Source organism: Caulobacter sp. 602-2 (assembly GCF_011043625.1).
Classification (GTDB): Bacteria; Pseudomonadota; Alphaproteobacteria; order Caulobacterales; family Caulobacteraceae; genus Caulobacter.
This window is the reverse complement of record NZ_JAAKGT010000010.1, coordinates 175,775-200,014: the sequence shown is the minus strand read 5'-3', so window position 1 is coordinate 200,014 and position 24,240 is coordinate 175,775. Positions and strand designations below refer to the sequence as shown.

Genomic DNA, 24,240 nt, shown 5'->3' with positions numbered 1-24,240 from the left:
GATGTCCTCTTTCCACGGATGGGGCGGGCCGGAGGATCCGAACCTGCCGCCCGCTAATCGGCCAATCGGGGGCGCGAGACAAGTCGTCGGCTGCATGCGGCTTGGGCGCCGCCGCGAAAATGCCGAAGCGTCTCGTGCGCGACGCGGACTCTGGTCTAAAAGTCACGTTTGGGTTGTATGTCGCCTGCAGCCAGGAGTGGAAGCTTGCTGTTCGCCGTCGCCGTCATCGCCGCCCTGGTCGGTCTGTTGCTTTGGCCAAGCCTCGAGCGACCCCTGCGTCGAGAATTTCGTCGCCTGACGCGCCGACGTCGGTGAATCCGCAAACTGATCATATGATCGTTTGAGTATAACCCACGGTTGAATCAAACCGTTTCACTGTCGAGCTTCCTAACTGCGAAGCTTGTCAGGTTCTGGAATTGAGAGACCATCCTCGCGGGAAATATTCGCCAGGAAGGATAGATCGTGCGCTGGGGCCCCGGTTTGGGCCTGCGTCATGCTGATGTCGCAAGAATTGACATGATCACAAGCAGACCGTCGCGGAACTGTGTCGCTTATGTGCAATGTCGCAAGTTTGGGACGTTGGATTAACTATTATAATGTTTTAGGGCTGGAATAGCCTGGGGTTGAGGCCTATAGGGAACGCGAATTCTTAACAGGGGGTAAGCCATGTCATCGCGTTTCGTGGGCGCAGTCGTCGCGGGCCTGGCCCTTGCCGTCGCGCCGTTCGTCTCGACCGCCGCCGCCGTCCAGGGCGGCGCGACGCCGGCCTCGACCGCGCCACCGAGCGCGGCCTCGCTGCAGGCCACGATCGCCGCCGCCGCCCGCGCCGCGGCCGCCGATCCGAGCTTCGCGGCCAAGACGCCCGAACAGAAGCTGGCCGCCATCCAGGCCGCCGTCGCCGCGGCCCTGGCCGCCAGCGGCGCCGCGCCCGAAGCGATCGCCGCCGCGCTGATCCAGGCCGTGGCCTCCAACGTCATCAGCGCCGGCGTGGCCGTCTCGGTCGCCGCCTCGGTCGCTCCGGGCATGGCCTCGACCGTCGCCAACGCGCCGGCCGTCGTCGCCCAGCTGAACGCCACCGGCCAGACCGCCACGGTCACCTCCTCGACCAGCGGCGGTTCGGTCAGCGTGCTGGTCAGCCTTCAGGGCGCGGCGGGCGGTGGCGGCGACGGCGGCGCGGCGGCTCCGCCGGCGGCCTATGATCCGTGCGCCGGCGTGACCGCCGACTACTGCGGCACCTAAGACCTTTATCTGAGATCAACGCCGGCCTCGTCCGGCGACGGACACCTTTTTTGTTTGTGTCGGGTTTCCGAAAGACGGCGGAAGTCGTCGAAGTGGGGATAGACCATGAAGATACTTGCCTCGGCCGCCATCGCGGCTGTTCTCGTCGCGGCTGCGCCGCAGGTGGCCTCGGCCCAGAGCGAAGCGTCCAGCTTCAAGCGCGACAAGCACACCAGCGTGCGCCAGCGCCCGCGCCCCGACTATGAAGCGGCCGGCGTGCGCCTGGGCGGCTTCATGGCCTACCCCCGCCTGACCGTGGACGTCGAACGCGACGACAACATCTACGCCGTGGCCACGGGCGAGACCGACGACACCATCTGGCGCGTGAAGCCCCAGCTGGCCGTGCGTTCGGACTGGTCGCGCCACTCGCTGGGCTTCTTCGCCTCGTCGACGATCAACCGCTATTCGGACTTCGACACCGAAAACACCGAGGAATACACCTTCGGCGTCAATGGTCGCGTCGACATCGTCCGCGGCGCCAACGTGTCGGCCGGCCTGCAGACCCAGAAGCTGACCGAGCCGCGCTCGGCCCCGACCTCGCCGCTGTCGGCCGCCAAGCCGATCCAGTACGACCTGACCACGGCCTCGCTGACCGGCGTCAAGGAATTCAACCGCCTGCGCCTGACCGGCAAGTTCGAGAGCAAGCTGTTCGATTACGAGGACGGCGTGAACGGGGCCGGCGGCGTGGTCGAGCAGGACACCCGCGACCGCGACGAGTTCTTCTACGGCGTGAAGGCCGACTACGCGATCAGCCCGGACACGGCGCTGTACGTCTCGCTGACCGGCAACACCAAGAACTACGACATCCTGAACCCGGCGGTGCCGGCTTCGGGCGCGACGCCCGCCCAGCCGGCCTACAGCCGCGACTCCGACGGCTTCGTGCTGCTGTTCGGCGCCGACTTCGAGCTGGCCCAGGCCCTGCGCGGCCAGGTGGACGCCGGCTACATGCGGCAGAGCTACGACGACTACAAGAACATCGGCAGCCTGACCTCGAAGAACCTCGACGGCTTCAGCACCAAGACCCAGGTCGAGTGGTTCCCCACCGAACTGACGACGGTGACCTTCAACGCCGCGCGCAGCATCGAGGAATCGGTGGCTTCCGGTTCGGGCGGCTTCATCTCGAGCGGCGGCTCGGTCGCCGTCGACCACGAGCTGCTGCGCAACGTGCTGCTGTCGGGCCAGGCCAACTACGGCAAGGACGACTATGACGGCATCGACCGCGAAGATAAGCGCTCCGGCGCCAAGGCTTCGGTGGCCTATCTGATGAACCGTCGCGTCGGGGTCTTCCTGACCTATACCTACCTGAAGCAGAAGTCGGACGGCGCCCAGGCCTCCAAAAGCTTCACCGACAACAAGCTGGCCGCTTCGGTCGCCCTGCAGTTCTAGTCCAAAAAAGGTCGCGACCCTCCTCTAGCGGAGGGTCATCGACCACTGAGAGTGCGCATGATGGACGGCTCGACCTTCGAGAACCCGATCGCTCCGGCGTCCGACGCCGGAGCGCCCGCGTTTGACCTCAACGTCATCATCGCGATCTTCCGGCGACGGTTGCGGCTGTTCGCGGCCGTGGCCCTGGCGGTCTTCGTGGCCGTGGTGCTGTTCACCCTGCAGCAGACGCCGCTCTACTCGACCCAGGCCCAGGTCATGATCGACGTGCGCCAGGAGCAGGTGACCGACATGAACGCCGTGCTGTCGGGCCTGCCCGCCGACAGCGCCGTGGTCGACACCGAGGTCGAGGTGCTGCGCTCGCGTTCGCTGGCCGGCCGCGTGGTCGACCAGCTCAAGCTCGACCAGGACCCGTACTACAATCCCAACCTGGCCGGCGCGAAGGGCGTCAAGGCCTGGCTGCCGTTCCTGAAAAGCACGGTCGCGCCGACCGCCGCCAACGATCCGGCCGCGGCCCAGCGCCTGCGCGAGCGCATCGTCGATCGCGTGCTGAGCGGCCTGACGGTCCGCCGCGCCGGCGTCACCTACCTGATCACCGTCCAGTACACCCATCCCGATCCGGCCGAGGCCGCGCGCCTGGCCAACACCTTCGCCGACCTCTACCTGACCGAACAGCTGGAAGCGAAGTTCGAGGCCACCAAGCAGGCCAACGCCTGGCTCGACACCCGCGTGGCCGACCTGCGCGGCCAGCTGCAGCAGGCCGAGGCCGAGGTCCAGCAGTACAAGATCGCCAACAACCTGCTCAGCGCCCAGGGCGCGACCCTGACCGAGCAGGAGATCTCGGGCCTGAACCAGCAGCTGGCCACCGCCCGCGCGGAGCAGGCCGAGACCGACGCCCGTCTCAGCATCGCCCGCAACCAGCTGGCCCGCGGCAGCAACGGCGACGACCTGGGCGAGTCCCTGAACTCGCCGGTCGTGCAGCAGCTGCGCAAGCAGCGCGCCGAGAAGAGCGCCCAGGTCAACGCCATGGCCGAGCGCTACGACGAGCGCTGGCCCGACCTGATCAAGGCCCGTCGCGAGCTGTCGGACATCGACACGCAGATCCAGGCCGAGATCAAGCGCATCATCTCCAACCTCGAGGCCCAGGCCCAGATCTCGCGCCAGCGCACCGGTTCGGTCGCCGGCAGCGTCGGCGCCGCCCGCGGCACCCTGGCCGGCAACAACCGCGCCGGCATCCGCCTGGCCGAGCTGGAGCGCAAGGCCGAGTCCGTCCGCACCCTGTATGAATCCCTGCTGGCCCGCTTCAAGCAGACCACCACCCAGCAGGGCATCGAGCAGCCCGACGCGCGGGTGATCTCGCGGGCGACGATCCCGACCAAGCCCAGCGCGCCCAAGCCTTCGCTGAACCTGCTGATCGGCCTGGTGGCCGCTCTCGGCGCCGGCGGCGCCGCGGTGGTCCTGGCCGAGGTCATGATGGCCGGCCTGTTCACCGAGGACGAGGTCGAGCGCCGCCTGGGCGTGCCCTATCTGGGCTCGGTGCCGCTGCTCAGCTCGACCCTCGACGACGCCCGCGCGGCCCGTGGCCTGGCGCCGCCCGACTACCTGCTGAACAAGCCGCTCTCCAGCTTCGCCGAAAGCCTGCGCAAGCTGCGCGCGGCGATCCTGTTCTCCAAGGTCGGCGAGTCCGTGAAGGTCATCGCGGTGACCTCGTCGCTGCCGGGCGAGGGCAAGACCACCACCACCTTCTCGCTGGGCCGCACCCTGGCCGCCTCGGGCGCCAATGTCGTGGTCGTCGACTGCGACCTGCGCCAGGGCGCCATCAACCGCTTCCTGCCCACCGCGCCGACCGTCGGCCTCGTCGAGGTGCTGAACGGCGCGGCGACGCTGGACGAGGCGCTTTACGCCGACGAGAGCGGGGCCAAGGTCCTGCCGCTGACCAAGTCGGCCTACACGCCGCGCGACGTCTTCGGCTCGGCCGCCTTCCAGCGCCTGCTGGCCGAACTGCGCCAGCGCTTCGACGTGGTGCTGCTCGACACCGCCCCGCTGCTGGCCATCGCCGACACCCGCATCCTGGCGCCGCACGCCGACGCCGTGGTCATGCTGGCCCGCTGGAAGCGCACGCCGGTCAAGGCCATCACCACGGCCCTGTCGCTGCTGCAAGGGCGCGGCATCTTCCTGGCGGGCGTGGCCCTGACCCAGGTCGACCTGAAGGCCCAGTCCCGCTACGGCTACGGCGACGCCGGCTACTACTACAAGAGCTACCGCAAGTACTATGCGGACTGACGGGGTTCGGACCCGGCGGCTAGCGGGGTCCGAAACCGCCGCCTGCATCGGCCTGACGGCGCTGGTCTCCAGCGCCGTTCTGGCGTTCGGGGCCAGCGACACGGCCGTGGCGGCCGTCTTCGCCGGGCTCTACGCCCTGTTCCTCGTCATCCTGCTGGCCGCCTGCGGCTGGGCCCGTCGCGACCTGGCGCGGCTGGGCGGCTGGACGGTTCCGGCCGTGCTGGCCGGCCTGCTGCTGGCGGCCGTGCTGGCCCCGCTGACGCCCTGGACGCCCGACGGGCGTCATCCGGTCTGGACCTACCTGCCCGACAGCCTCGGCGGCGCGACGCCCGACCGCTCGGCGGTGCTGCTCAACGGGCTCAACCTGCTGGGACTGTTCTGCCTCTATGTCGCCGCCCGCGTGGTGGGCGCCTCGCAGACGCGCGGCCGCCGCCTGCTGGCGTTCATGCTCTGGGCGCTGGGGATCTACGCCGCCGGGGCCCTGGTGCAGCACGTCGGCGTGCGCGCCGAGGGGCGGATGAGCGCCACCCTGCTGGGCCCCAACAGCGCCGCCACGGTGTTCGCCGCCGGGGTGGTGATGGCCGCCGCCGGCCTGGCGCAGCGCCTGCGCCGGGGCGGGGCGGGGATGCTGCGCAAGGGCGACCCGCGCGCTGTGGCCCTGGCCGGTCTCGTGGCCCTGCTGGTCGTCTGCCTGCTGATGACCGCCTCGCGCGGGGGGCTGATCGCCGGGGCCGCCGGGGCGGGCCTGTTCACGCTGTGGCAGGTGTTCTCCGGCCGCCGGATGTCGCGCGGCGGCGCCGTCGTCCTGGGCTGCGCCGCGCTGCTGCTGGTCGCGGCCCTGGGCCTGAACGGCGCGGGCCTGGTGTCCGAGCGCTTCGACCTGGCCCAGCACGACCTCGACATCCGTCGGCAGATCATCGCGCCCCACTGGCGGGCGTTCCTGTCGTCGCCGTGGTTCGGCTACGGCCTGGGCTCGTTCACCACCGTCAACCAGATGCTGATGACCGAGGCCGGCCTGCGCGAGCTGCACAATGTGCGCGCCGTGCACAATCTCTACGTCCAGTGGCTGGAGGAGGCCGGGATCGTCGGCGCGGGGCTGATGGCGGCCCTGTTCGTCGAGCGCCTGGTCCCGATCGCGCGCGCCGCCTTCGGTCCGGGCGGAGCCGGCGTCTGGGCGCGCGGCGCGGTTTGCGCGGCGGCCGTGTTCCTGATCCACGGCCTCAGCGACTTCGCCCTGCAGGTGCCGGCCATCCAGGCGCTGGCGGTGCTGGGCCTGGGCGTGGTCGGCGGGCTGGTCGCGCCCCGGCGCGAGGCGCGCGGCGCCAAGCCTGATCCGGCCCCCGCACGCCTGGCCCTGGCCGGCGGCGGCGCCTGCGCTCTGGCGGCGGTGCTGCTGGCCGGCCCCATGCTGGCCGCCAAGCTGGGCGGCGACCTTTCGGCCTGGCCGACCGCCCCCGCCGACGCCCTGGCCAGCAGCATCGAGCGCGGCCTGGCCGTGCGCAATCCGGGAGCGGAGGATCTGGCGCGGCTGGATCGCCTGAGCCGGCGAGAGCTGGCCCTGCGGCCGGGCTCGGGCTCGGCCTGGCTGCGACGGGCGGCGATCGACGCGGCGGCGGGGCTGGACGGGCCGGCGGCTCAGGCGCTGGAGCGCTCCTACGCCGTGGCTCCGCTGCAATCGAGCCTGTTCCGGGCGCGCACCATGTTCGCCTACGAGCGCTGGGATCGGCTGACGCCCGACGCGCGGACGCAGACCATCTATCACCTCAGCGCCGAATACAGGCGCCGACGCTACAGCAAGTCTTTCGTGGAAATGGCCAATGCGCTGCACAACCCGGCCGGGCGGGTGGGCATGGCCCTGCAACTGACGGCGCTGCGCCTGGAGCTGCCCTGAAGCGGTCGCCCCCGCGGGGGCGAAAACCTAGAAGACGGCGCGCACCAGTTCCAGCGCGGCCAGCCACAGGCCGATCGAGACCACGGCCGCCAGGCCCAGGCCCACGGCGCGCGGCAGACGGCGCGTAGTGGTCGGAACAGCTTCGGCGATGCTGTTCATCGAAATGTCGGCGTGCGGCATGAAACTCAAGGCCCCTTCAGCGCAGGTTCGTCAACTGCGCGAATTTAAGCTTAGCTTCTCAGCCCTAAGCCCCAATGAAGGAACAAGGTTTACGCAAAATGACTGTATTTTATGGTTAAGTATCAGTTTCCGCGCGACGTCGTCGGAGAGTTGCATTAGGTAGTTAGAGACGAAGTGGGGTGGCTTCGTTCCTTTTTGTGTGTCGTGGGATAGGGGGTTACGCTGTGAGCGGAAGCTCGAACACCGAAACCATGAACGCCGTCGCGGGCGAGATTTTTGCTCGTGTCGCCGTGGATCCCGGCAAGCGCTTCATCGATGTCGTCGTCGCTGGCCTTGCCCTGGTCTTCTTCGCGCCCGTGCTTCTGCTCGCGGCGCTCTGGATCAAGCTGGAGTCGCCCGGTCCGGTGCTGTTTCGCCAGACGCGGGGCGGCCTGAACGGACGAACCTTCACCATCTACAAGCTGCGCTCGATGCGGTGCGAGGAGAACGGCGACAAGGTCACCCAGGCCCGTCGCGACGACGACCGCATCACCAAGTCCGGCAAGCTTTTGCGCACCACCAGCATCGACGAGCTGCCCCAGCTGCTCAACGTGCTCAAGGGCGACATGTCGCTGGTCGGGCCGCGTCCGCACGCCATGGCGCACGACGCCTATTACGGCGCGCTGATCTCGACCTACAACATGCGCTTCCAGGCCAAGCCCGGCCTCACGGGCCTGGCCCAGATCCGCGGCCTGCGCGGCGGCACCACCGACGTCGAGGACATGGCGGCCCGCATCAAGGCCGACATCGCCTATATCGACGGCTGGTCGCTGATGAGCGACATCCGCATCCTGCTTCTGACGGTTCCGCACCTGCTGATGGCCGAAAACGCCTACTAGGCGCGCGACGCCGTTGATTATGGAAAAGGCCTCGCTTCTCTTGGAAGCGAGGCCTTTTTCTTTGCCAGGACTGTCTGGGATCAGCCGATCGTCACCCAGGCGGCCGAGCCGGGGGCCTGGCGCTCGACCCAGCGATAGTTGAGCTCGCTCCAGGGCGTGGCCCAGGGGGTCAGGTTGTCGAGCACCCAGTCGCCCTGTTCCATGGCCACCACCAGCACGGCGTGGCTTTCACCGCGGGCGGTCACCGCCACGGCCATCGACAGGGCCGCGGCCGGCACGCCGGCCTCGATCAGACGGCGGCGCTTTTCCAGCGCGTAGTCCTCGCAGTCGCCGTACATCTTGCCGTTGATGACGCGCGGCAGGCTCCAATATTCGATCATGCCGTACAGATCGAAGTCGTCGGCCTTCTGCACTTCGCGATTAACGCGGCGATTGATGTCGTTGAGCAGCTTCATCTGGTCGCGCGACAGGCGCGGCGCCTCGCCCGGGGCCGAGGCCAGGTTGATCGCCGGGCGGGCCGGCGCGACGGGGCTGGGCGACAGGGCGGCGGCCAGGGCCTGGTCCGGCGAGACCACGGCGAAATCGGTTTCCAGGCGCAGCGGAGCCAGGGTCTCGACCGTCAGGGCGGCGCTCTCGTCCTCGTCGGCGGCTTGCGGCTCGGCGGCCTGGACCTGCGAGGCGAACACCAGGCGGCGGCCGCTGGTCCACGCGCTCGAGGTCGACGAGGTGGCCAGGCCCGGCTGGGGCGCCTGGCCGGTCAGGGCGGCGATCTCGTGCGGGGCCGCGCCGCAGCTGTCCAGGTCGCGCTGGCACAGGTCGGTGAACCCGGGCGGGGCGGCGGCGGGCGCGCCCAGCGGCATGAACGCCGGCGCCGGCGCGGCGAGGGCCGGGCCGGCGGCGGCCATCAGCCCCAGGCTGGCGGCGGCGGTTCCGAGAAAGGCGGTGATCTTCATGACTGGCTCGCGAAGTTCGTGAGCCCATCATCGGGATATCCATTGAATTCGAGGTCAAAATGCTTGGTGTTTTAACGTATAATCAATCTGGTTTATTTGGCGTTATTGATAATTGGAGCTGAATATTCACGGTTAAATTCATCTCGAAAATCTCGGTTTATTTATCGTAAATATCAACGGCAGCGGTTGAAGGGGCCTTGCGCCTAAGGCATTTTGGAGATCGGCTTCCTTCCTCCTTCACCGATCGCTCCCTGGTCCATGGTCTTCGGCTTCCTGCGTCCCAAGTCTCGATCCAAGCCCGAGGCGGCCTCCGCCGGCGGCCGAGTGGTTTACGGCGTGGGCGACATCCACGGCCGTCTCGACCTGCTCGACCAGCTGCTCGACACGGTGGCGGCCGACTTCGCCGCCCTCGGCCGGCAGGACCGGCCGGTCATCGTGTTCGTCGGCGACTATGTCGATCGTGGTCCGGACTCGGCGGGCGTCATCGACCGCATCGCCGCCCTCAAGGCCGCCGCCGGCGGATCTTCGGGCTTCGAGGTGCGGGCCTTGATTGGCAATCACGAGCAGACCCTGCTGCAGTTCCTCGACACGCCCGAGGGCGGGCCGATCTGGGCCGAGTTCGGCGGCGGCGAGACGCTGGCCTCCTACGGCGTGGCGCGGCCGGTCGGTCGCGACCCCGAGGCCTGGCGCGCGGCCCAGGAGCAGTTCCAGCGCAACCTGCCCCTGCGCCACCTGACCTTCCTGCGGCAGCTGGAGCTGACCGCCGCCTATGGCGACTACCTGTTCGTCCACGCCGGCGTGCGGCCGGGCCGGTCGCTGGCCGAGCAGGACCCGCAGGACCTGCTGTGGATCCGCGGCGATTTCCTGCATCAGCCGCACGGCCTGGGCTGCGTCGTCGTGCATGGCCACACGCCCGACGAGGAGCCGTTCCTGGGCCGTGACCGGATCAATGTCGACACAGGAGCCTATGCGACGGGCGTTCTGACCGCCGTCCGCGTGGGCGAGGGTGCGCCGACCATGCTGCAAGCGCGAAAACGGCGCCCCGTCCCGGCGTGAAGCTTGTGGCGCCGGAGTCTCCATGCGATGAGACCTGCGAGGGATGCAGCCGAGAGACGTGACGAGAATGATTACCGTTCGACGCTTTATTCGGGCGGCTGCGCTCTGCCTGGCCCTCGGCGCCGCCGCGCCGCTCGCCCACGCCCAGGACGCCACGCTTCCGCCGTCGCAGGACGCTGCTGCAATGCAGCAGGCCATGCCCGCCGCGGCCCCGGTCGACCCCGATTATCAGCTGGGGTCGGGCGACAAGGTCCGGGTCACGGTCTTCGGCGAACCCACCCTGTCGGGCGAGTTCTACGTCACCGGTTCGGGCCAGGTCTCGCTGCCGCTGGTCGGCGAGGTCAAGGCCGCCGGCCTCAGCGTCCGCCAGTTCCAGGAGACGGTCGAGGCCGCCCTGCGCAACGGCTATCTCAAGCAGCCGCGCGTCAGCGCCGAGGTCCTGAACTTCCGCCCGTTCTACATCCTGGGCGAGGTCAGCAAGCCGGGCACCTATCCCTACACCTCGGGCCTGACCGTGCAGAACGCGGTGGCCACCGCCGGCGGCTACACCTACCGGGCCGACAAGAACAAGGTCTACATCAAGCGTCTTGGCGAAGAGAAAGAGACCAAGATGGAGCTGACGCCGTCGACCCAGGTCGCGCCGGGCGACACCGTGCGTATCGGCGAGCGCTTCTTTTAAGGACTCCAAAGCAGGCGCGGTGTTGTTCGTGGCTATCGTCCGATTAGGGTTTGATTCACCACGAAATGCGGCGATAGGCCGCGTCTGCGACTACCTGGCCGCGTAATAGAAACTCTTTTTTTGTATCTTTCCGCACAGAGTGGCGCCGTACCACTCTGGGGGAACGCCTTTGCTGAAGGTTCTGACCTGCCTGACGGGGCAGCATGACTTCAGGCTCGTGCTTGTCGCCGGCCTCGTCTGCTTCGCCGCCTGCTTCACGGCCTTCCGGCTCTTTTCCCGCCTGCGCGGGGCGCGCGGCCTGGTCCGCGGCGCCTGGCTGCTGCTGACCGGCCTGGTCGCCGGCTCGGGCGTGTGGGCCACCCACTTCATCGCCATGGTCGCCTACGATCCGGGGCTGAAGACGGGCTACAGCCCCGCCGGCACCCTGCTGTCGCTGATGATCGCCGTGCTGTTCATGGCCGCCGGCTTCGCCGTGGCCTCGGCCGAGCGCACCCGCACCAACGACTGCGCCGGCGGCCTGCTGCTGGGCCTGGGCATCGGCGCGATGCACTACACCGGCATGTCGGCCTTCGTGACCCAGGGCTACGTGCTGTGGGAGCAAGCCACCGTCGCCGCCTCGGTCGTCATCGGCGTCTCCTTCTCGGCCATCGCCCTGGTCATCGCCGGTCGCGCCCGCTCGCTGACCAAGCAGCTGATCGGCGGCACGGTGCTGACCCTGGGCGTCTGCGGCCTGCACTTCACCGGCATGGGCGCGGTGACCATCATGCCCGACGTCAACGTCGTGGTGCCCGAGCAACTGCTGTCGGGCGCGATGCTGACCTTGGCGGTGACCGCCATCACCGGCCTGATCATCCTGGGCGGCCTGGGCGCGGTGACCATCGAGTCCTCGACCAGCCGCTCGGCGCTCGACCGCATCCGCCGCCTGGCCAACGCCGCCTACGAAGGCATCGTCGTGGTCCAGGACGGCCGCATCAACGACGCCAACGCCGCCTTCTGCGAACTGGCTGGCGCCCAGCTGGGCGACCTGGTCGGCAAGCCGCTCTACACCTCCATGCTGACCTTCGACGGCAAGGAAGCCGCCCGCGAAGGCGTGCGCCGCGAGGGCCTGCTGCAGCCGCTGGAAGGCGGCCGCGCCATCCCGGTCGAGGTGTTCTCGCGCCTGATGGACGACGGCGCCCGCACCGAGACCTCGGGCCTGACCGTGCTGGCCATCCGCGACCTGCGCGAGCGCCGCTCGGCCGAGGAGAAGATCCGCTATCTGGCCGAGCACGACGGCCTCACCGGCCTGCCCAACCGCAACTCCCTGCAGGCGCGCCTGGCCGCGGCCCTGGAGCGCGTCGAGGCTTCCGGCGAGACCCTGTCGCTGGTCTGCATCGATCTGGACCACTTCAAGGAAGCCAACGACCTGCACGGCCACCTGGCGGGCGACGCCCTGCTGGTCGAGGCCGCGCGCCGCCTGCAGGACTCGGTCAGCGCCCCGTCCTTCGCCGCGCGCCTGGGCGGCGACGAGTTCATCCTTGTGCAGATCGCCGCCGGCGACCAGCCGGCCGCCGCCGCCGAACTGGCCGGCCGCGTGCTCGAGCAACTGTCGACCCCGGCCGTCTACGAGGGCCAGGACCTGGCCATGGGCGCCAGCCTGGGCGTCTCGCTGTTCCCCGACGACGGCCGCACGGCCGAGGCCCTGCTGGCCAACGCCGACATGGCCCTGTACCGCGCCAAGGAAAGCGGCCGCGGCGTCTACCGCTTCTTCAAGCGCGAGATGGACGAGACCATCCGTGAACGCCGCACCCTGGCGCGCGAGCTGCGCCAGGCGATCACCGACGAAGAGCTGGTGGTGTTCTACCAGCCGCTGGCCCGCGCCGCCGACGGCGAGGTCTGCGGCTTCGAGGCCCTGGTCCGCTGGAAGCATCCGGTGCGCGGCATGGTCCCGCCGCTGGAGTTCATTCCGGTGGCCGAGGAGAACGGCCTGATCACCCAGCTGGGCGAATGGGTCCTGCGCCGCGCCTGCGCCGACGCCGCCAGCTGGGACCGCCCGCTGCGCATCGCCGTCAACCTGTCGCCGCTGCAGCTGAACCAGCCCAACCTCCCCACCCTGGTGCACGAGGTGCTGATCGCCACCGGCCTGTCGCCCTCGCGCCTGGAGCTGGAGATCACCGAAAGCGCCCTGTTCAAGGACTACCAGCGCGCGCTCGACAACCTGCGCCGCCTGAAGGCCCTGGGCGTGCGCATCGCCATGGACGACTTCGGCACCGGCTTCTCGTCGCTGTCGACCCTGCAGTCGTTCCCGTTCGACAAGATCAAGATCGACAAGAGCTTCGTCGAGAACATCCATCGCCACGACCGCGCCACCGTCATCGTGCGCGCCGTGCTGGGCCTGGGCCGCAGCCTGGAGATCCCGGTCGTGGCCGAGGGCGTCGAGACCCAGGAGCAGATCGACTTCCTGCGCGGCGAGTCCTGCGCCGAACTGCAGGGCTACGCCATCGGCCGTCCGGGCCCGATCGACAGCCTGTCGGCCTGGACCCTGGCGCGCGCCGCCGCGGCGGCCGCCAACGAGGTCGAGACCAAGGCCCGCGGCGCGGCCTGATCGTACGTCCCTTCCGGGAACCTCTGCCGTGCGGCGGCGTTTGCAAGGCGTCGCCGGCGGGGGTGCGCCTGGTGACGCGGGGCTAGCGTAATGGGCCAGTTTCTCAGTCGGGCGACGATCCGGTTCGCATCGTCGGTCGACCGCCCGATCCTCAGGTTCTGCCTGGCCGGCGTGGCCGTGGGCCTGGCCGTGGCCGCCCGCGTCGGCGCGGCCAGCCTGACCGACCACCCCAGCAACTTCCCGCCGTTCTTCGTCGCCGTCATGCTGGCCGCCCTGGTCGGCGGGCTCTGGGCGGGCCTGGCCGCGATGCTGGCCAGCGCGCTGATCGTGCGCCTGCTGTGGATGGGCGGCCCGCTCGACACGGCCCAGGCCGCGCAGCTGGCCACCTTCGCGCTCAGCGGCGGCCTCATCGTGCTGTTCGTCGCCGCCCTGCGGCTGGCGGTGCGCAGCGGCCTGGCCGCCGAGGAGCGCTTCCGCATCGCCCAGGACGCCTCGCTCGACGCCTTCGTGATCCTGGAGCCGCTGCGGCGCGGCGGCCAGATCGCCGACTTCCGCTGGACCTACGCCAACCCCGCCGCCCAGGCGCTGCGGCCGCGCGGCGTCTCCAGCCTGATCGGCCGCCGGGTGCGCGACGTTTTTCCCGACGAGACCGGCCAGCAGATGATCGAGCGCCTGTCGCGGCTGCTCGACGAGGGCGGCCCCGACGACCTGGAGGTGCGCCGGGTGATCGACGGCGAGGAGCACTGGGTGCGCTCCAGCGGCGTGCGCATCACCGAGGGCCTGGCGGTGACCTTTCGCGACGTGACCCGCGAGCGCCGCGCCCAGGCCGCCCTGCGCACCAGCGAAGAGCAGTTCCGGGGCGTGGCCAATGCCGCGCCGGTGATGATCTGGATCTCCGGCGCCGACGGAGCCTGCATCTGGTTCAACGACGCCTGGCTGAAGTTCACCGGCCGGGCGATGGACGAGGAGCTGGGGCGCGGCTGGGCGGCGGGCGTGCATCCCGACGACCTGGAGGCCGCCGAGGCCGAGGCGGCGGCCGCCATGGCCGAGCGCCGCGCGTTCCGGGCCGCCTTCCGCCTACGCCGCGCCGACGGCGCCTGGCGCTGGATCAGCAGCGCCGGCGCGCCGCGCCACGACGCCTACGGCCAGTACCAGGGCTATATCGGCAGCTGCTTCGACAATACCGAGGTGGTCGAGACCACGCTGGAGCTGGAAGACCGCGTGGCCGAGCGCACCGCGGCCCTGGAGGCCAGCATCGCCGAGCGCGCCAAGACCGAGGCGGCGCTCGCCCAGTCGCAGCGGCTGGAGACCGTCGGCCGGCTGACCGGCGGCGTCGCACACGACTTCAACAACCTGCTGACCGTGATGGTCGGCGGGCTGGACATGATCCTCAAGCGTCCCGACGACGTGGCGCGGGTGCGGCGCCTGGGCGAGGCGGCCCTGGCCGCCGGCCAGCGCGGCGAGCGCCTGACCCGCCAGCTGCTGGCCTTCTCGCGCAGCCAGGAACTGAAGCTGGAGGTCGTCGACATCGCCGGCCTGATCCTGCAGGTCGAGCCCCTGGTCCGCCGCGCCGTCGGCGACGCCAAGAGCCTGGTGGTCCGCGCCGACGGCGAGGCGGGATCCAGCCGCGTCGACGCCGCCCAGTTCGAGGCGGCCCTGCTCAATCTCGTCGTCAACGCCGTCGACGCCACGCCCGATCACGGAACCATCACCGTCGAGGTCTCGGCCGAGCGCCTGGAGGACGGCCAGGCGGGCGAGGCCCCGGCCGGCGACTATGTGCGCGTTTCGGTGTCGGACACCGGCCACGGCATGTCGCCCGAGGTGCTCGCCCGGGTGTTCGAGCCGTTCTTCACCACCAAGGAGGTCGGCAAGGGCACGGGCCTTGGCTTGGCCCAGGTCTACGGCTTCGTGCGCCAGTGCGGCGGGGCCGTGACCATCGACAGCCAGCAGGGCGGGGGCACGACCGTCTCGCTGCACCTGCCCGCCGCCGCCGGCGAGGGCGTGGCCGTGGAGCGGGCCGAGGACGCCCCGGCCGCCGATCTTTCCGGTGTTCGGGTGCTGCTGGTCGAGGACGATCCCAGCGTCCGGGCGATCACCGAGGGCGCACTGTCGGAACTGGGCTGCGTCGTCGTCACCGCCGAGCACGGCCGGGCGGCCCTGGCCCGCCTCGACGCCGAGGCCGCCTTCGACGTGCTGCTGTCGGACCTGGTGATGCCCGGCGGCGTCAGCGGCGTGGAGCTGGGCCGCATCGTCGCCGAGCGCTCGCCCCGCACCGCCGTCCTCCTGACCACCGGCTACGCCGGCGACCGCCTGGCCGCCGCCCTGGAAGACCTGCCCTGGCCGGTGCTGCGCAAGCCGTTCCGGATAGAGCAGCTGCATCGGGCGCTGGCCGAGGCGGTCAATCAGAAATGATCCCTCTCCCCTTGCGGGAGAGGGTGGCCTGCGAAGCAGGTCGGGTGAGGGGTCGACAGGCCTGTCGGCCTCGCCAGGCTGATCGACCGGGCGCGACGGCTCAGGTTTGAGAGACCCCTCATCCGTCGGCCTTCGGCCGCCACCTTCTCCCGCAGGGAGAAGGAACCTACCGCCTGCGGCTCAATCCCCCCAGCAGCCCGCGCATGATCTCGCGGCCGGCCTGGCTGGCCACGGTGCGCAGCAGCGACTTGGCGAAGGTCTCGGCCATGCCCTGGCGGCTGGACGACGCGCGAGGCCGCGAGGCGCGGGCCTCCTCGCGCTCTTCCCGGGCGCGTTCGCGCTCGCGCACCTTCTCTTCGGCCGCGCGCTGGCGTTCGGCCTCGGCGGCGCGGCCTTGCAGGGTCTCGTAGGCCGAGGCGCGGTCCTGGGCGGTGTCGTAGAGGCCGGCCACCGGGCTCTTGGCGATGGCGGCGGCGCGCTCTTCGGGCGTCAGCGGGCCCAGGCGCGAGGCCGGCGGGCGGATCAGGGTCTTCTGCACCACGCAGGGCGCGCCCTTGGCGTCGAGCACCGAGACCAGGGCCTCGCCCACGCCCAGGGCCTGGATGGTCTCGGCGGTGTCGAAGGCGGGATTGACCCGGAACGACTGGGCCGCCGCCTTCAGGCCCTTCTGGTCGGCCGGGGTGTAGGCGCGCAGCGCGTGCTGCACGCGCGCGCCCAGCTGGCCCAGCACCGCGTCGGGAATGTCGGCCGGGTTCTGGGTGACGAAATAGATGCCCACGCCCTTCGAGCGGATCAGGCGCACCACCTGCTCGATCTTCTCCAGCAGGGGCTTGGGCGCGTCGTTGAACAGCAGGTGCGCCTCGTCGAAGAAGAAGACGAGCTTGGGCTTTTCCGGATCGCCCACCTCGGGCAGTTCTTCGAACAGCTCCGACAGCAGCCACAGCAGGAAGGTCGAATAGAGCTTGGGCGACTGGATCAGCTTGTCTGCCGCCAGCACATTGACGTAGCCGCGACCGGCCACGTCGGTGCGCATGATGTCGGCGAGGTTCAGGGCCGGCTCGCCGAAGAAGTGCTCGGCCCCCTGCGTCTGCAGGGTCAAGAGCTTGCGCTGGATCGCGCCGACCGTGGCGGCCGAGACGTTGCCGTACTGGGTGCCGATCTCGCCGGCGTTGTCGGCCACGTATTTCAGCGCCGCCTGCAGGTCCTTCAGGTCCAGCAGCAGCAGGCCGTCCTGGTCGGCGACGTGGAAGGTGATGGTCAGCACCCCTTCCTGCACGTCGTTGAGCTCCAGCAGGCGCGAGAGCAGCAGCGGCCCCATCTCCGAGATGGTCGTGCGGATCGGGTGGCCCTTCTCGCCGAACAGGTCCCAGAAGATGGTCGGCGGGGCGGCCGGGGTCAGGGTGATGTCCATCGACGCGGCGCGAGCCTGCATCTTCTCGTTCGGCGTTCCCAGCGCGGCGACGCCGGAAAGGTCGCCTTTCACGTCGGCGGCGAACACCGGCACGCCCGCGTCGGCGAAGGCCTGGGCCATGACCTGCAGCGTCACGGTCTTGCCGGTGCCGGTGGCGCCGGCCACCACGCCGTGGCGATTGGAGCGGTCCAGCCGCTGAGTGACAGGTCCTTCGCCGAGCCCGATCAGGATCTCGCCTTCGCCGATCGCCAGGGTCATGCGCAACTTCCCTACATGATTGAGGCTTAAGCCTAGCTGGCGCCTTGTCTCTCGCCAATCGGCCTGAACAATGGCGCCCAAGATCTACGCCAGCAGAGATTCCCGTCGATGACGACCTTCACGCCCTCGATCACCAGCCGCAACGCCGTCGTCTTCCTGGCGGTGGTCGCGGCCGGCGCGGCCCTCTATTTCATGCGCGGCATTCTCACCCCGCTGGTCCTGGCCATCTTCCTGGCGGTGATGATCGACAGTTTCGCCCGCGTGCTGACGGTGCGGGTGCCCAAGTTCCCCGAGAAGCTGGCCCTGCCGACGGCCATCGTGCTGTCGCTGCTGCTGTTCGGCGGCTCGGTGTGGATCGTCGTCGAGAACGGCGCCGGGTTCGTCGGCCAGGCCAAGGCCTATGCGCCGCGCCTCAACGAGGTGATCGCCAAGATCGCCGGCCTCTTCGGGATCCGCGTCGCCCCCACGCTGGACGACCTGATCGCCCAGCTCAATCCGCAGCAATATGTCGGGGCCATCGCCGGCAGCCTGCAGAACTTCGCCTCCAACGCCGTCCTGGTGCTGATCTATCTGGGCTTCATCATCGCCTCGCGCCGGGGCTTCTCGCGCAAGATCGTCGCGCTGTTCCCGCACCACGCCGAGCGCGATCAGTCGGTGGCCCTGTTCCAGCGCATCCGCAACGGGGTCGAGCAGTACCTGTGGATCCAAACCGTCACCGGCCTGATGATCGCCGTGGCCGCCTGGGCGGTGATGGCCCTGGTCGGGCTCGACAACGCCTTCTTCTGGGCCTTCCTGATCTTCATCGCCGCCTACATCCCGATCATCGGCGGCGCCATCGGCTGCATCCTGCCGCCGCTGTTTGCCTTGGTGCAGTTCCCCCACAGCCTGCTGCCGGCCCTGATCCTGGCCGGGTCGCTGCAGGTGATCTTCTTCGTCGTGGGCAATGTCGTCCTGCCGCGCATGCAGGGCGACAGCCTGAACATGGACCCGACCGTCGTCCTGCTGTCGCTGGCCGTCTGGGGCGCGCTGTGGGGCGGCATCGGCATGTTCCTGTCCACGCCCCTGACCGTGGCCCTGATGCTGATCCTGGCCCAGTTCGACGGCACCCGCTGGATCGCCATCCTGCTGTCGGAGGACGGGGATCCGACCAGCGAACGGGCCACCGGACACGGCCCGGCGGGCGTCGCCAAACAGGGATCTGCGAGAAAAAGGCCGAGTTCGAAAAAAGGGGCTTAAATTTCTTGGGAGCGCTCCTATCTAGGTCTGGTACCGGGAGCCCCCCAATCCCGGTCCCGCGCGACGCCAGCCTGCTTTACCTGGCGCGTCGGACGCGGAAAACGCCCGCCGCCCCCCCAAGGCGGGCCTGCGCCGCCGGTCTCCCCCCACCGGCGGCGCTTCCGTGTTCGGAGCAGCGTTTCCGAACAATCCACGGCCAGGGCGCCCGGATAGAAATGTGGGTGGCGCTTCCTTCGGAATTCAGCAGTTTAGGCAAAATATTGTTCGGTTCTCGGGCGTGTCGGTTGAACGCGCACGGGAAAGGGCTAGGTTGTCGCCAAAAATTCGCGAGGAAATCCCATGGTCGGCGATAGTGACCGCAAGGCGAACCAACAGACGTCCAGCGCCCAGGGAACGGCCCTGAGCGCGGCTCTGGAAACGGCTTTCGGCGGTGCGCTCACCCCTGCCCAGGCCCAGTTCGCGGCCCTGGCCGCGGAAGACTGGTCGGCCGAGGAGCTGCCCGGCGTCCAGGCCGGCGACGTGGCCGCCGAGCTGGCCGCCCTCTACCGTTTCGCCGAGACCTCGGCCAACGAAGCCCTGGCCCTGCGCGTGCGCACCGCCAAGGGCGGCGACGTCCTCGAGATCGTCCAGCCCGACCGTCCCTTCCTCGTCGACTCGATCATGGGCGCCATCGCCGAGACCGGCTTCTCGGTCCGCGCCATGTTCCACCCGATGGTCGAGCTGGCCGGCCAGCGCCGTTCGCTGATCCAGGTGTGGCTGGAGCCCGTCGGCCAGGACCGTGAAGAGGCCCTGCTGACCGCCGTCCGCGACGCCCTGGCCGACGTCCACCGCGCCGTCGACGACTTCGACGCCATGCGCGCCCTGATGCGCCGCACGATCGACGAGCTGCGCGGCGCGCAGGTCGAGATCCCGGCCGACGAACGCGCCGAGGGCCTGGACTTCCTCGACTGGCTGGAAGGCGACCACTTCGTGTTCCTGGGCGCGCGGGTCTACGAATATCCCCGCACCGCCGATGGCGGCTACGCCGCCGAAGAGCCGCTCTATCAGCCCGAAGGCAGCCTCGGCGTGCTGCGCGACCAGGCCCGCACCGTCCTGCGCCGCGAAAGCGAGCCGGCGATCCTGTCGCCGCAGGTGCGCGACCACCTGCTGCTGGGCGCCCCGCTGGTCGTGGCCAAGTCGAACCTGCGTTCCAGGGTCCACCGCCGCGGCTACATGGATTACGTCGGCGTGCGCCGCTACGGCGCCGACGGCAAGCCCTCGGGCGAGGTCCGCTTCGTTGGCCTGTTCACCGCCGAGGCCTACGAGACCCCGGCCCACGAGGTGCCGCTGATCCGCCGCAAGGTCGAGCACGTGCTCGGGCAAGCCGGCAAGGATCCCGACAGCCACAACGGCAAGCGCCTGCGCAACATCCTCGAGACCTGGCCGCGCGACGAGCTGTTCCAGATCGAAGAGAGCGACCTGCTCGCGATGGCGCTGGGCGTGCTGCACCTCTACGACCGTCCGCGCGTGCGCCTGTTCACCCGCCGCGACCCGTTCGACCGCTTCATCTCGGCCCTGCTGTTCGTCCCGCGCGAACGCTATGACTCCGGCGTGCGTCAGCGCGCCGGCGACCTGCTCAGCCAGGCCTTCGACGGCCGCGTCTCGGCCTATTATCCGAGCTTCTCCGACGCCCCGCTGGCCCGGGTGCACTACATCCTCGGCGTCAAGCCGGGCGTGCATCCCGATCCCGACCTGGCCGCGCTGGAAGCGGCCATCGCCGAGACCACCCGCACCTGGGACGACCGCTTCGAAGCCATCGTCCGCGAGCGCGGCGCCACCCGCCCGGTGGTCGACACCCTGTCGCGCTGGGCCGGCGCCTTCCCGCCCGGCTACCGCGACCAGTACGACGCGCCTGAGGCCCTGGCCGACATCGCCGTCGTCGACGACCTGAAGGCCGGCGAGGCCGTGCGCGTGCGGGCCTTCCGCCGCGACGGCGACGACGCCATGACCTTCCGCTTCAAGCTGTATCGTCCGGGCGCGGCCGCGCCGCTGGCCGACGTGCTGCCGATCCTCGAGCACATGGGCCTGAAAGCCCTGATCGAAGACGGCTTCAAGCTGAAGCCCACCGTCGACGGCCTCAAGGCCCCGACCTGGGTGCACGAGTTCGTGCTGCGCGACGAGGAAGGCGAGCACCTGTCGTTCGCCGACGTGAAGGGCGCCTTCGAGGCCGCCTTCGTCGCCATCTGGACGGGCAAGGCCGAGAGCGACGGCTTCAACCGCCTGGTGCTGGAGCTCGGCGTCGACTGGCGCGAGGCCGCCCTGGTGCGCGCCCTGGCCCGCTATCGCCAGCAGACGGGCCTGGACCCGTCGCAGGCCGTGCAAGAGGCGGCCCTGGCCGACAATCCGGGCGTCGCGCGCCTGATCCTGGATCTCTTCCGCATCAAGTTCGACCCGGCCATCGCCGCCGACCTGGCCGCCCGCAAGGCGCAGGCGCAGGCCGTGGCGGAGAAGATCACCGAGGCCCTGCAGGCGGTGGAAAGCCTGGACGCCGACCGCGTCCTGCGCCGCATCGCCGCCCTGGTCGGCGCGATCCAGCGCACCAACTTCTACCAGGCCGGCGAGGACGGCGGTCACAAGCCGCACATCAGCTTCAAGATCGCCTCGCGCGAACTGGCCGACCTGCCCGCGCCCAAGCCCTATCGCGAGATCTTCGTCTCGGCCCCGCACGTCGAGGGCGTGCACCTGCGCTTTGGCCCCGTCGCCCGCGGCGGCCTGCGCTGGTCCGACCGCCGCGACGACTTCCGCACCGAAGTTCTGGGCCTCGTTAAGGCCCAGCAGGTCAAGAACGCGGTCATCGTGCCGGTCGGCTCGAAGGGCGGCTTCTATCCCAAGCAGCTGCCGCGCGGCGGCGACCGCGACGCCGTCCAGGCCGAGGCCATCCGCGCCTACAAGACCTTCCTGTCGGGCCTCCTGGACATCACCGACAACATCGACGCCGACAACCAGGTGATCGCGCCGCCGGCCGTGGTCGCCCACGACGGCGAGGATCCCTACCTGGTCGTCGCCGCCGACAAGGGCACGGCCACCTTCTCCGACATCGCCAACGGTCTGGCGGAATCCTACGGCTTCTGGCTGGGCGACGCCTTCGCGTCGGGCGGCTCGGTCGGCTACGATCACAAGGTCATGGGCATCACCGCCCGCGGCGCCTGGGAAGCGGTCAAGCGCCACTTCCGCGAGCTGGGCAAGGACATCCAGGCCGAGCCCTTCACCGTGGTCGGCGTCGGCGACATGTCGGGCGACGTGTTCGGCAACGGCATGCTGCTGTCCAAGCAGACCAAGCTTCTGGCCGCCTTCGACCACCGTCACATCTTCCTCGATCCCGATCCGGATCCGGCCGTCTCGTGGGCCGAGCGCGACCGCATGTTCAAGCTGCCGCGCTCCTCGTGGGCCGACTATGACGCCAGCAAGCTCTCCAAGGGCGGCGCCATCGTGCCGCGGAACCAGAAGGAGATCCCGCTGTCGCCCGAGGTCCAGGCCATGCTCGACCTCAAGGCCGCCAGCGTCTCGCCGGCCGAGCTGATGACCGCGATCCTCAAGTCGCGCGCCGAGCTGCTCTATCTCGGCGGCATCGGCACCTATGTTAAGGCCAAGGGCGAGACCAACGCCGAGGCCGGCGACAAGGCCAACGACGCCATCCGCGTCAACGGCTCGGACCTGCGGGTCAAGGTCGTGGGCGAGGGCGCCAATCTTGGCCTCACCCAGGCCGGCCGCATCGAGTTCGCGCAAGCGGGCGGCCACTCCAACACCGACGCCATCGACAACAGCGCCGGCGTCGACAGCTCCGACCACGAGGTCAACATCAAGATCCTCACGGGCCTCCTGGAGCGCTCGGGCGAGCTGACCCGTCCGGACCGCAACACGCTGCTGGCCTCGATGACCGACGACGTCGCCCATCACGTGCTGGAGCACAACTACGACCAGACCCTGGCGCTGACCCTGCTCGAAAGCGACAGCGCCGAGGAACTGGAGGCGCACGCCCGCTTCATGAGCGAGCTGGAGGCCCGCGGCCGCCTCGACCGCAAGGTCGAGGGCCTGCCCGACGCGACCGTGCTGGCCGACCGGGCCCAGGCCAAGAAGGGCCTGACCCGTCCGGAACTGGCCGTGCTGCTGGCCTACGGCAAGCTTGACCTGTTCGACGAGATCATCGCCTCGCGCGCGCCGGACGATCCCTGGTTCGAGACCACCCTGCGCGGCTACTTCCCGGGGGCGCTCGGCAAGTACGCCGACGCCATGCAGAAGCACCGCCTCAAGCGCGAGATCATCGCCACGGTGGTCGGCAACCAGATGGTCAACATGTGCGGCCCCACCTTCCCGGGTCGCCTGAAGGCCGCCGCCGGCTGCGACGTCGAGGCCCTGGTGGTCGGCTTCGCCGCCGCCCGCGAGATCCTGGGCGTCGACGCCCTGTGGGATCAGGTCTCGGCGCTGGACAACAAGGCCGAGGCCGAGGGCCAGACCGCGCTCTACAAGGCGCTGGCCTATGCGCTGCGCAGCCTGACCTTCTGGCTGGCCCGGCGGGCCTTCCGCGACAAGTCCAGCGTTCAGCAGCTGGTCGAGGCCTACGGTCCGTCGGTGGCGGCCCTCAAGGGTCTCACCCCGGCCATCCTGTCGAGCTTCGAACAGAAGACCACGGCTAAGCGCGCCAAGCTCTACGTCGCCGACGGCGCCCCGCAGCAACTCGCGGAAGCGGTCGCAGCCCTGCAGCCGGTGACCACGGCCGCCGACCTCGTCGACCTGGGCAACGCGTCCAGCTGGTCGGTCGAGAATGTCGCCCGCCTGTACCACCAGGTCGGCGCGGCGCTCGGCTTCGACCGCCTGCGCTGGGCGGCCGGCCAGTTCGTCGGCGGCGACAGCTTCGAGCGCCTGGCCGTCCGTCGCCTGATCGAGGACCTGCTGTTCGAGCAGGCCGCCATCACCCAGGCGGTGCTGAAGTTCGCCGCCAACGCCCAGGCCGGCGACGACGAAGGCTCGGCCAAGGCCGCGGTGGCCTCCTGGGCCGCCCTGCGCGCCGACCGGGTCAAGGCCGCCAAGCGCACGGTGGAAGACATCGAGCAGGCCGGCGGCGGCTGGACCTTCGCCAAGCTCACCATCGCCAACGCGGCGCTGCGCGAGCTGTCGGTGCAGGGCTGACGACGACAGAAGGGGCGGCGCTTTTGCGCCGCTCCCTTCACACAGAGCTTAACGGCTGATCGTGACGCTGCGGACCTCGGTGTCGCCCCCATGCGTGAAGTAGAAGAGCGTGCTTGCGCCTTCGGAGGCGCCGATTATGACGCCCGGCCGGTTCAGCTGCAGCACCGACGCGCAGTCGCTCTCGCTGGGGCCTCGGCATTCCAGCGGATAGCGTCCGGCGGGCGCCACCTTGATGGAGAGGCCCTTGGCCGACGGGCGCGTTGCCTGCGCCAGCTTGGTCAGCTTGCCGCCATCCTTGAAGTAGATCCTTATGGTGTCGGCCTCTTCGACCGCGACCAGTCGGCCCCCGTTGGCCAGATCGCCTGACAAGTTTCCCCCCTGACAAAGCTGCGGGCTGACGGAGTCGAAATCCTGGCAAGCCACGGTCGACGCCAGGACGGCGGTTGCGAGCAGGGTGATCATCTCGGTCGTTGGTTCCCGCCGGAAGTACGCGTTGTTGAAGCACTCATAGATTGAAATCTTTGATGGCGCGTCGCTAGGGCGTTTCTTCGCGGTTTGGGGGCGGGCACGCATTCTTCCGGGATACGGGGCG

At 69.6% G+C, this 24,240-nt stretch carries 15 protein-coding genes; 11 read left to right on the top strand and 4 right to left on the bottom strand.

Annotated features, from left to right (window positions below; genetic code table 11):
• The first annotated feature begins 666 nt into the window (after positions 1-666).
• The 4 genes from G5B46_RS18860 (at position 667) to G5B46_RS18845 (ending at position 6,835) form a co-directional block, all read left to right on the top strand.
• Positions 667-1,239, top strand: coding sequence for a hypothetical protein (locus G5B46_RS18860; protein WP_165261363.1), 573 nt, complete (start codon positions 667-669; stop codon positions 1,237-1,239).
• Positions 1,240-1,344: 105 nt separating this feature from the next.
• Positions 1,345-2,664 carry an outer membrane beta-barrel protein gene (locus G5B46_RS18855; protein WP_165261361.1) on the top strand — a complete coding sequence of 440 codons (1,320 nt, stop codon included), beginning with the start codon at positions 1,345-1,347 and terminating at the stop codon, positions 2,662-2,664.
• 60 nt (positions 2,665-2,724) lie between these two features.
• On the top strand, positions 2,725-4,944 hold the full coding sequence (locus G5B46_RS18850) for an AAA family ATPase (protein ID WP_165261359.1): 2,220 nt from the start codon (positions 2,725-2,727) through the stop codon (positions 4,942-4,944).
• The gene (locus tag G5B46_RS18845; protein ID WP_165261357.1) at positions 4,934-6,835 is read left to right on the top strand and encodes an O-antigen ligase family protein; all 1,902 of its coding nucleotides are present in this window, start codon (positions 4,934-4,936) and stop codon (positions 6,833-6,835) included. Before G5B46_RS18850 ends, G5B46_RS18845 begins: the two co-directional genes overlap by 11 nt.
• Before the next feature lie 27 nt (positions 6,836-6,862).
• Here G5B46_RS18845 and G5B46_RS18840 read toward each other — a convergent pair whose 3' ends face one another.
• Positions 6,863-7,015, bottom strand: coding sequence for a hypothetical protein (locus tag G5B46_RS18840; RefSeq protein WP_165261355.1), 153 nt, complete (start codon positions 7,013-7,015; stop codon positions 6,863-6,865).
• 251 nt (positions 7,016-7,266) lie between these two features.
• Between G5B46_RS18840 and G5B46_RS18835 the strand changes: the two genes are divergently transcribed.
• Positions 7,267-7,893, top strand: a complete 627-nt coding sequence (locus G5B46_RS18835; protein ID WP_165261379.1) for a sugar transferase — start codon at positions 7,267-7,269, stop codon at positions 7,891-7,893.
• 80 nt (positions 7,894-7,973) lie between these two features.
• Here the strand turns inward: G5B46_RS18835 and G5B46_RS18830 are convergent, their stop codons facing one another.
• A complete protein-coding gene (locus G5B46_RS18830) occupies positions 7,974-8,846 on the bottom strand; it encodes a transglutaminase-like cysteine peptidase (RefSeq protein WP_165261353.1) in 873 nt (290 codons plus the stop codon).
• Between the two features lie 258 nt (positions 8,847-9,104).
• Here G5B46_RS18830 and G5B46_RS18825 point away from each other — a divergent pair, with 258 nt between their 5' ends.
• The 4 genes from G5B46_RS18825 (at position 9,105) to G5B46_RS18810 (ending at position 15,577) form a co-directional block, all read left to right on the top strand.
• Positions 9,105-9,902, top strand: a complete 798-nt coding sequence (locus tag G5B46_RS18825; protein ID WP_165261351.1) for a metallophosphoesterase family protein — start codon at positions 9,105-9,107, stop codon at positions 9,900-9,902.
• A gap of 67 nt (positions 9,903-9,969) precedes the next feature.
• Positions 9,970-10,581, top strand: coding sequence for a polysaccharide biosynthesis/export family protein (locus tag G5B46_RS18820; RefSeq protein ID WP_165261349.1), 612 nt, complete (start codon positions 9,970-9,972; stop codon positions 10,579-10,581).
• A gap of 169 nt (positions 10,582-10,750) precedes the next feature.
• Entirely contained in the window at positions 10,751-13,165 is a 2,415-nt protein-coding gene (locus tag G5B46_RS18815) for an EAL domain-containing protein (RefSeq protein WP_165261347.1), read from the top strand.
• 90 nt (positions 13,166-13,255) lie between these two features.
• Complete coding sequence (locus tag G5B46_RS18810) at positions 13,256-15,577, top strand: ATP-binding protein (RefSeq protein WP_165261345.1); 2,322 nt, start codon at positions 13,256-13,258, stop codon at positions 15,575-15,577.
• Positions 15,578-15,743: 166 nt separating this feature from the next.
• Here G5B46_RS18810 and G5B46_RS18805 read toward each other — a convergent pair whose 3' ends face one another.
• Positions 15,744-17,246, bottom strand: a complete 1,503-nt coding sequence (locus G5B46_RS18805; protein WP_165261343.1) for a helicase HerA-like domain-containing protein — start codon at positions 17,244-17,246, stop codon at positions 15,744-15,746.
• A gap of 108 nt (positions 17,247-17,354) precedes the next feature.
• Between G5B46_RS18805 and G5B46_RS18800 the strand changes: the two genes are divergently transcribed.
• Both G5B46_RS18800 and G5B46_RS18795 read left to right on the top strand, forming a co-directional pair.
• The gene (locus G5B46_RS18800; RefSeq protein WP_165261341.1) at positions 17,355-18,482 is read left to right on the top strand and encodes an AI-2E family transporter; all 1,128 of its coding nucleotides are present in this window, start codon (positions 17,355-17,357) and stop codon (positions 18,480-18,482) included.
• A 339-nt stretch (positions 18,483-18,821) separates the two neighbouring features.
• Positions 18,822-23,648 (top strand): NAD-glutamate dehydrogenase, encoded by a 4,827-nt coding sequence (locus tag G5B46_RS18795; RefSeq protein ID WP_165261339.1) that lies wholly within the window; start codon positions 18,822-18,824, stop codon positions 23,646-23,648.
• 48 nt (positions 23,649-23,696) lie between these two features.
• On the opposite strand, the gene G5B46_RS18790 is transcribed toward G5B46_RS18795, so the two are convergent.
• Positions 23,697-24,110, bottom strand: a complete 414-nt coding sequence (locus G5B46_RS18790) for a hypothetical protein (RefSeq protein WP_165261337.1) — start codon at positions 24,108-24,110, stop codon at positions 23,697-23,699.
• Between the last annotated feature and the right edge of the window lie 130 nt (positions 24,111-24,240).

What these genes read in the sequence shown, in the direction of transcription:
- G5B46_RS18860 (WP_165261363.1), top strand. Translation starts at nt 667, where the DNA reads ATGTCATCGCGTTTCGTGGGCGCAGTCGTCGCGGGCCTGGCCCTTGCC.
- G5B46_RS18855 (WP_165261361.1), top strand. Translation starts at nt 1,345, where the DNA reads ATGAAGATACTTGCCTCGGCCGCCATCGCGGCTGTTCTCGTCGCGGCT.
- G5B46_RS18850 (WP_165261359.1), top strand. Translation starts at nt 2,725, where the DNA reads ATGGACGGCTCGACCTTCGAGAACCCGATCGCTCCGGCGTCCGACGCC.
- G5B46_RS18845 (WP_165261357.1), top strand. Translation starts at nt 4,934, where the DNA reads ATGCGGACTGACGGGGTTCGGACCCGGCGGCTAGCGGGGTCCGAAACC.
- G5B46_RS18840 (WP_165261355.1), bottom strand. Translation starts at nt 7,015, where the DNA reads ATGCCGCACGCCGACATTTCGATGAACAGCATCGCCGAAGCTGTTCCG.
- G5B46_RS18835 (WP_165261379.1), top strand. Translation starts at nt 7,267, where the DNA reads ATGAACGCCGTCGCGGGCGAGATTTTTGCTCGTGTCGCCGTGGATCCC.
- G5B46_RS18830 (WP_165261353.1), bottom strand. Translation starts at nt 8,846, where the DNA reads ATGAAGATCACCGCCTTTCTCGGAACCGCCGCCGCCAGCCTGGGGCTG.
- G5B46_RS18825 (WP_165261351.1), top strand. Translation starts at nt 9,105, where the DNA reads ATGGTCTTCGGCTTCCTGCGTCCCAAGTCTCGATCCAAGCCCGAGGCG.
- G5B46_RS18820 (WP_165261349.1), top strand. Translation starts at nt 9,970, where the DNA reads ATGATTACCGTTCGACGCTTTATTCGGGCGGCTGCGCTCTGCCTGGCC.
- G5B46_RS18810 (WP_165261345.1), top strand. Translation starts at nt 13,256, where the DNA reads ATGGGCCAGTTTCTCAGTCGGGCGACGATCCGGTTCGCATCGTCGGTC.
- G5B46_RS18805 (WP_165261343.1), bottom strand. Translation starts at nt 17,246, where the DNA reads ATGACCCTGGCGATCGGCGAAGGCGAGATCCTGATCGGGCTCGGCGAA.
- G5B46_RS18800 (WP_165261341.1), top strand. Translation starts at nt 17,355, where the DNA reads ATGACGACCTTCACGCCCTCGATCACCAGCCGCAACGCCGTCGTCTTC.
- G5B46_RS18795 (WP_165261339.1), top strand. Translation starts at nt 18,822, where the DNA reads ATGGTCGGCGATAGTGACCGCAAGGCGAACCAACAGACGTCCAGCGCC.
- G5B46_RS18790 (WP_165261337.1), bottom strand. Translation starts at nt 24,110, where the DNA reads ATGATCACCCTGCTCGCAACCGCCGTCCTGGCGTCGACCGTGGCTTGC.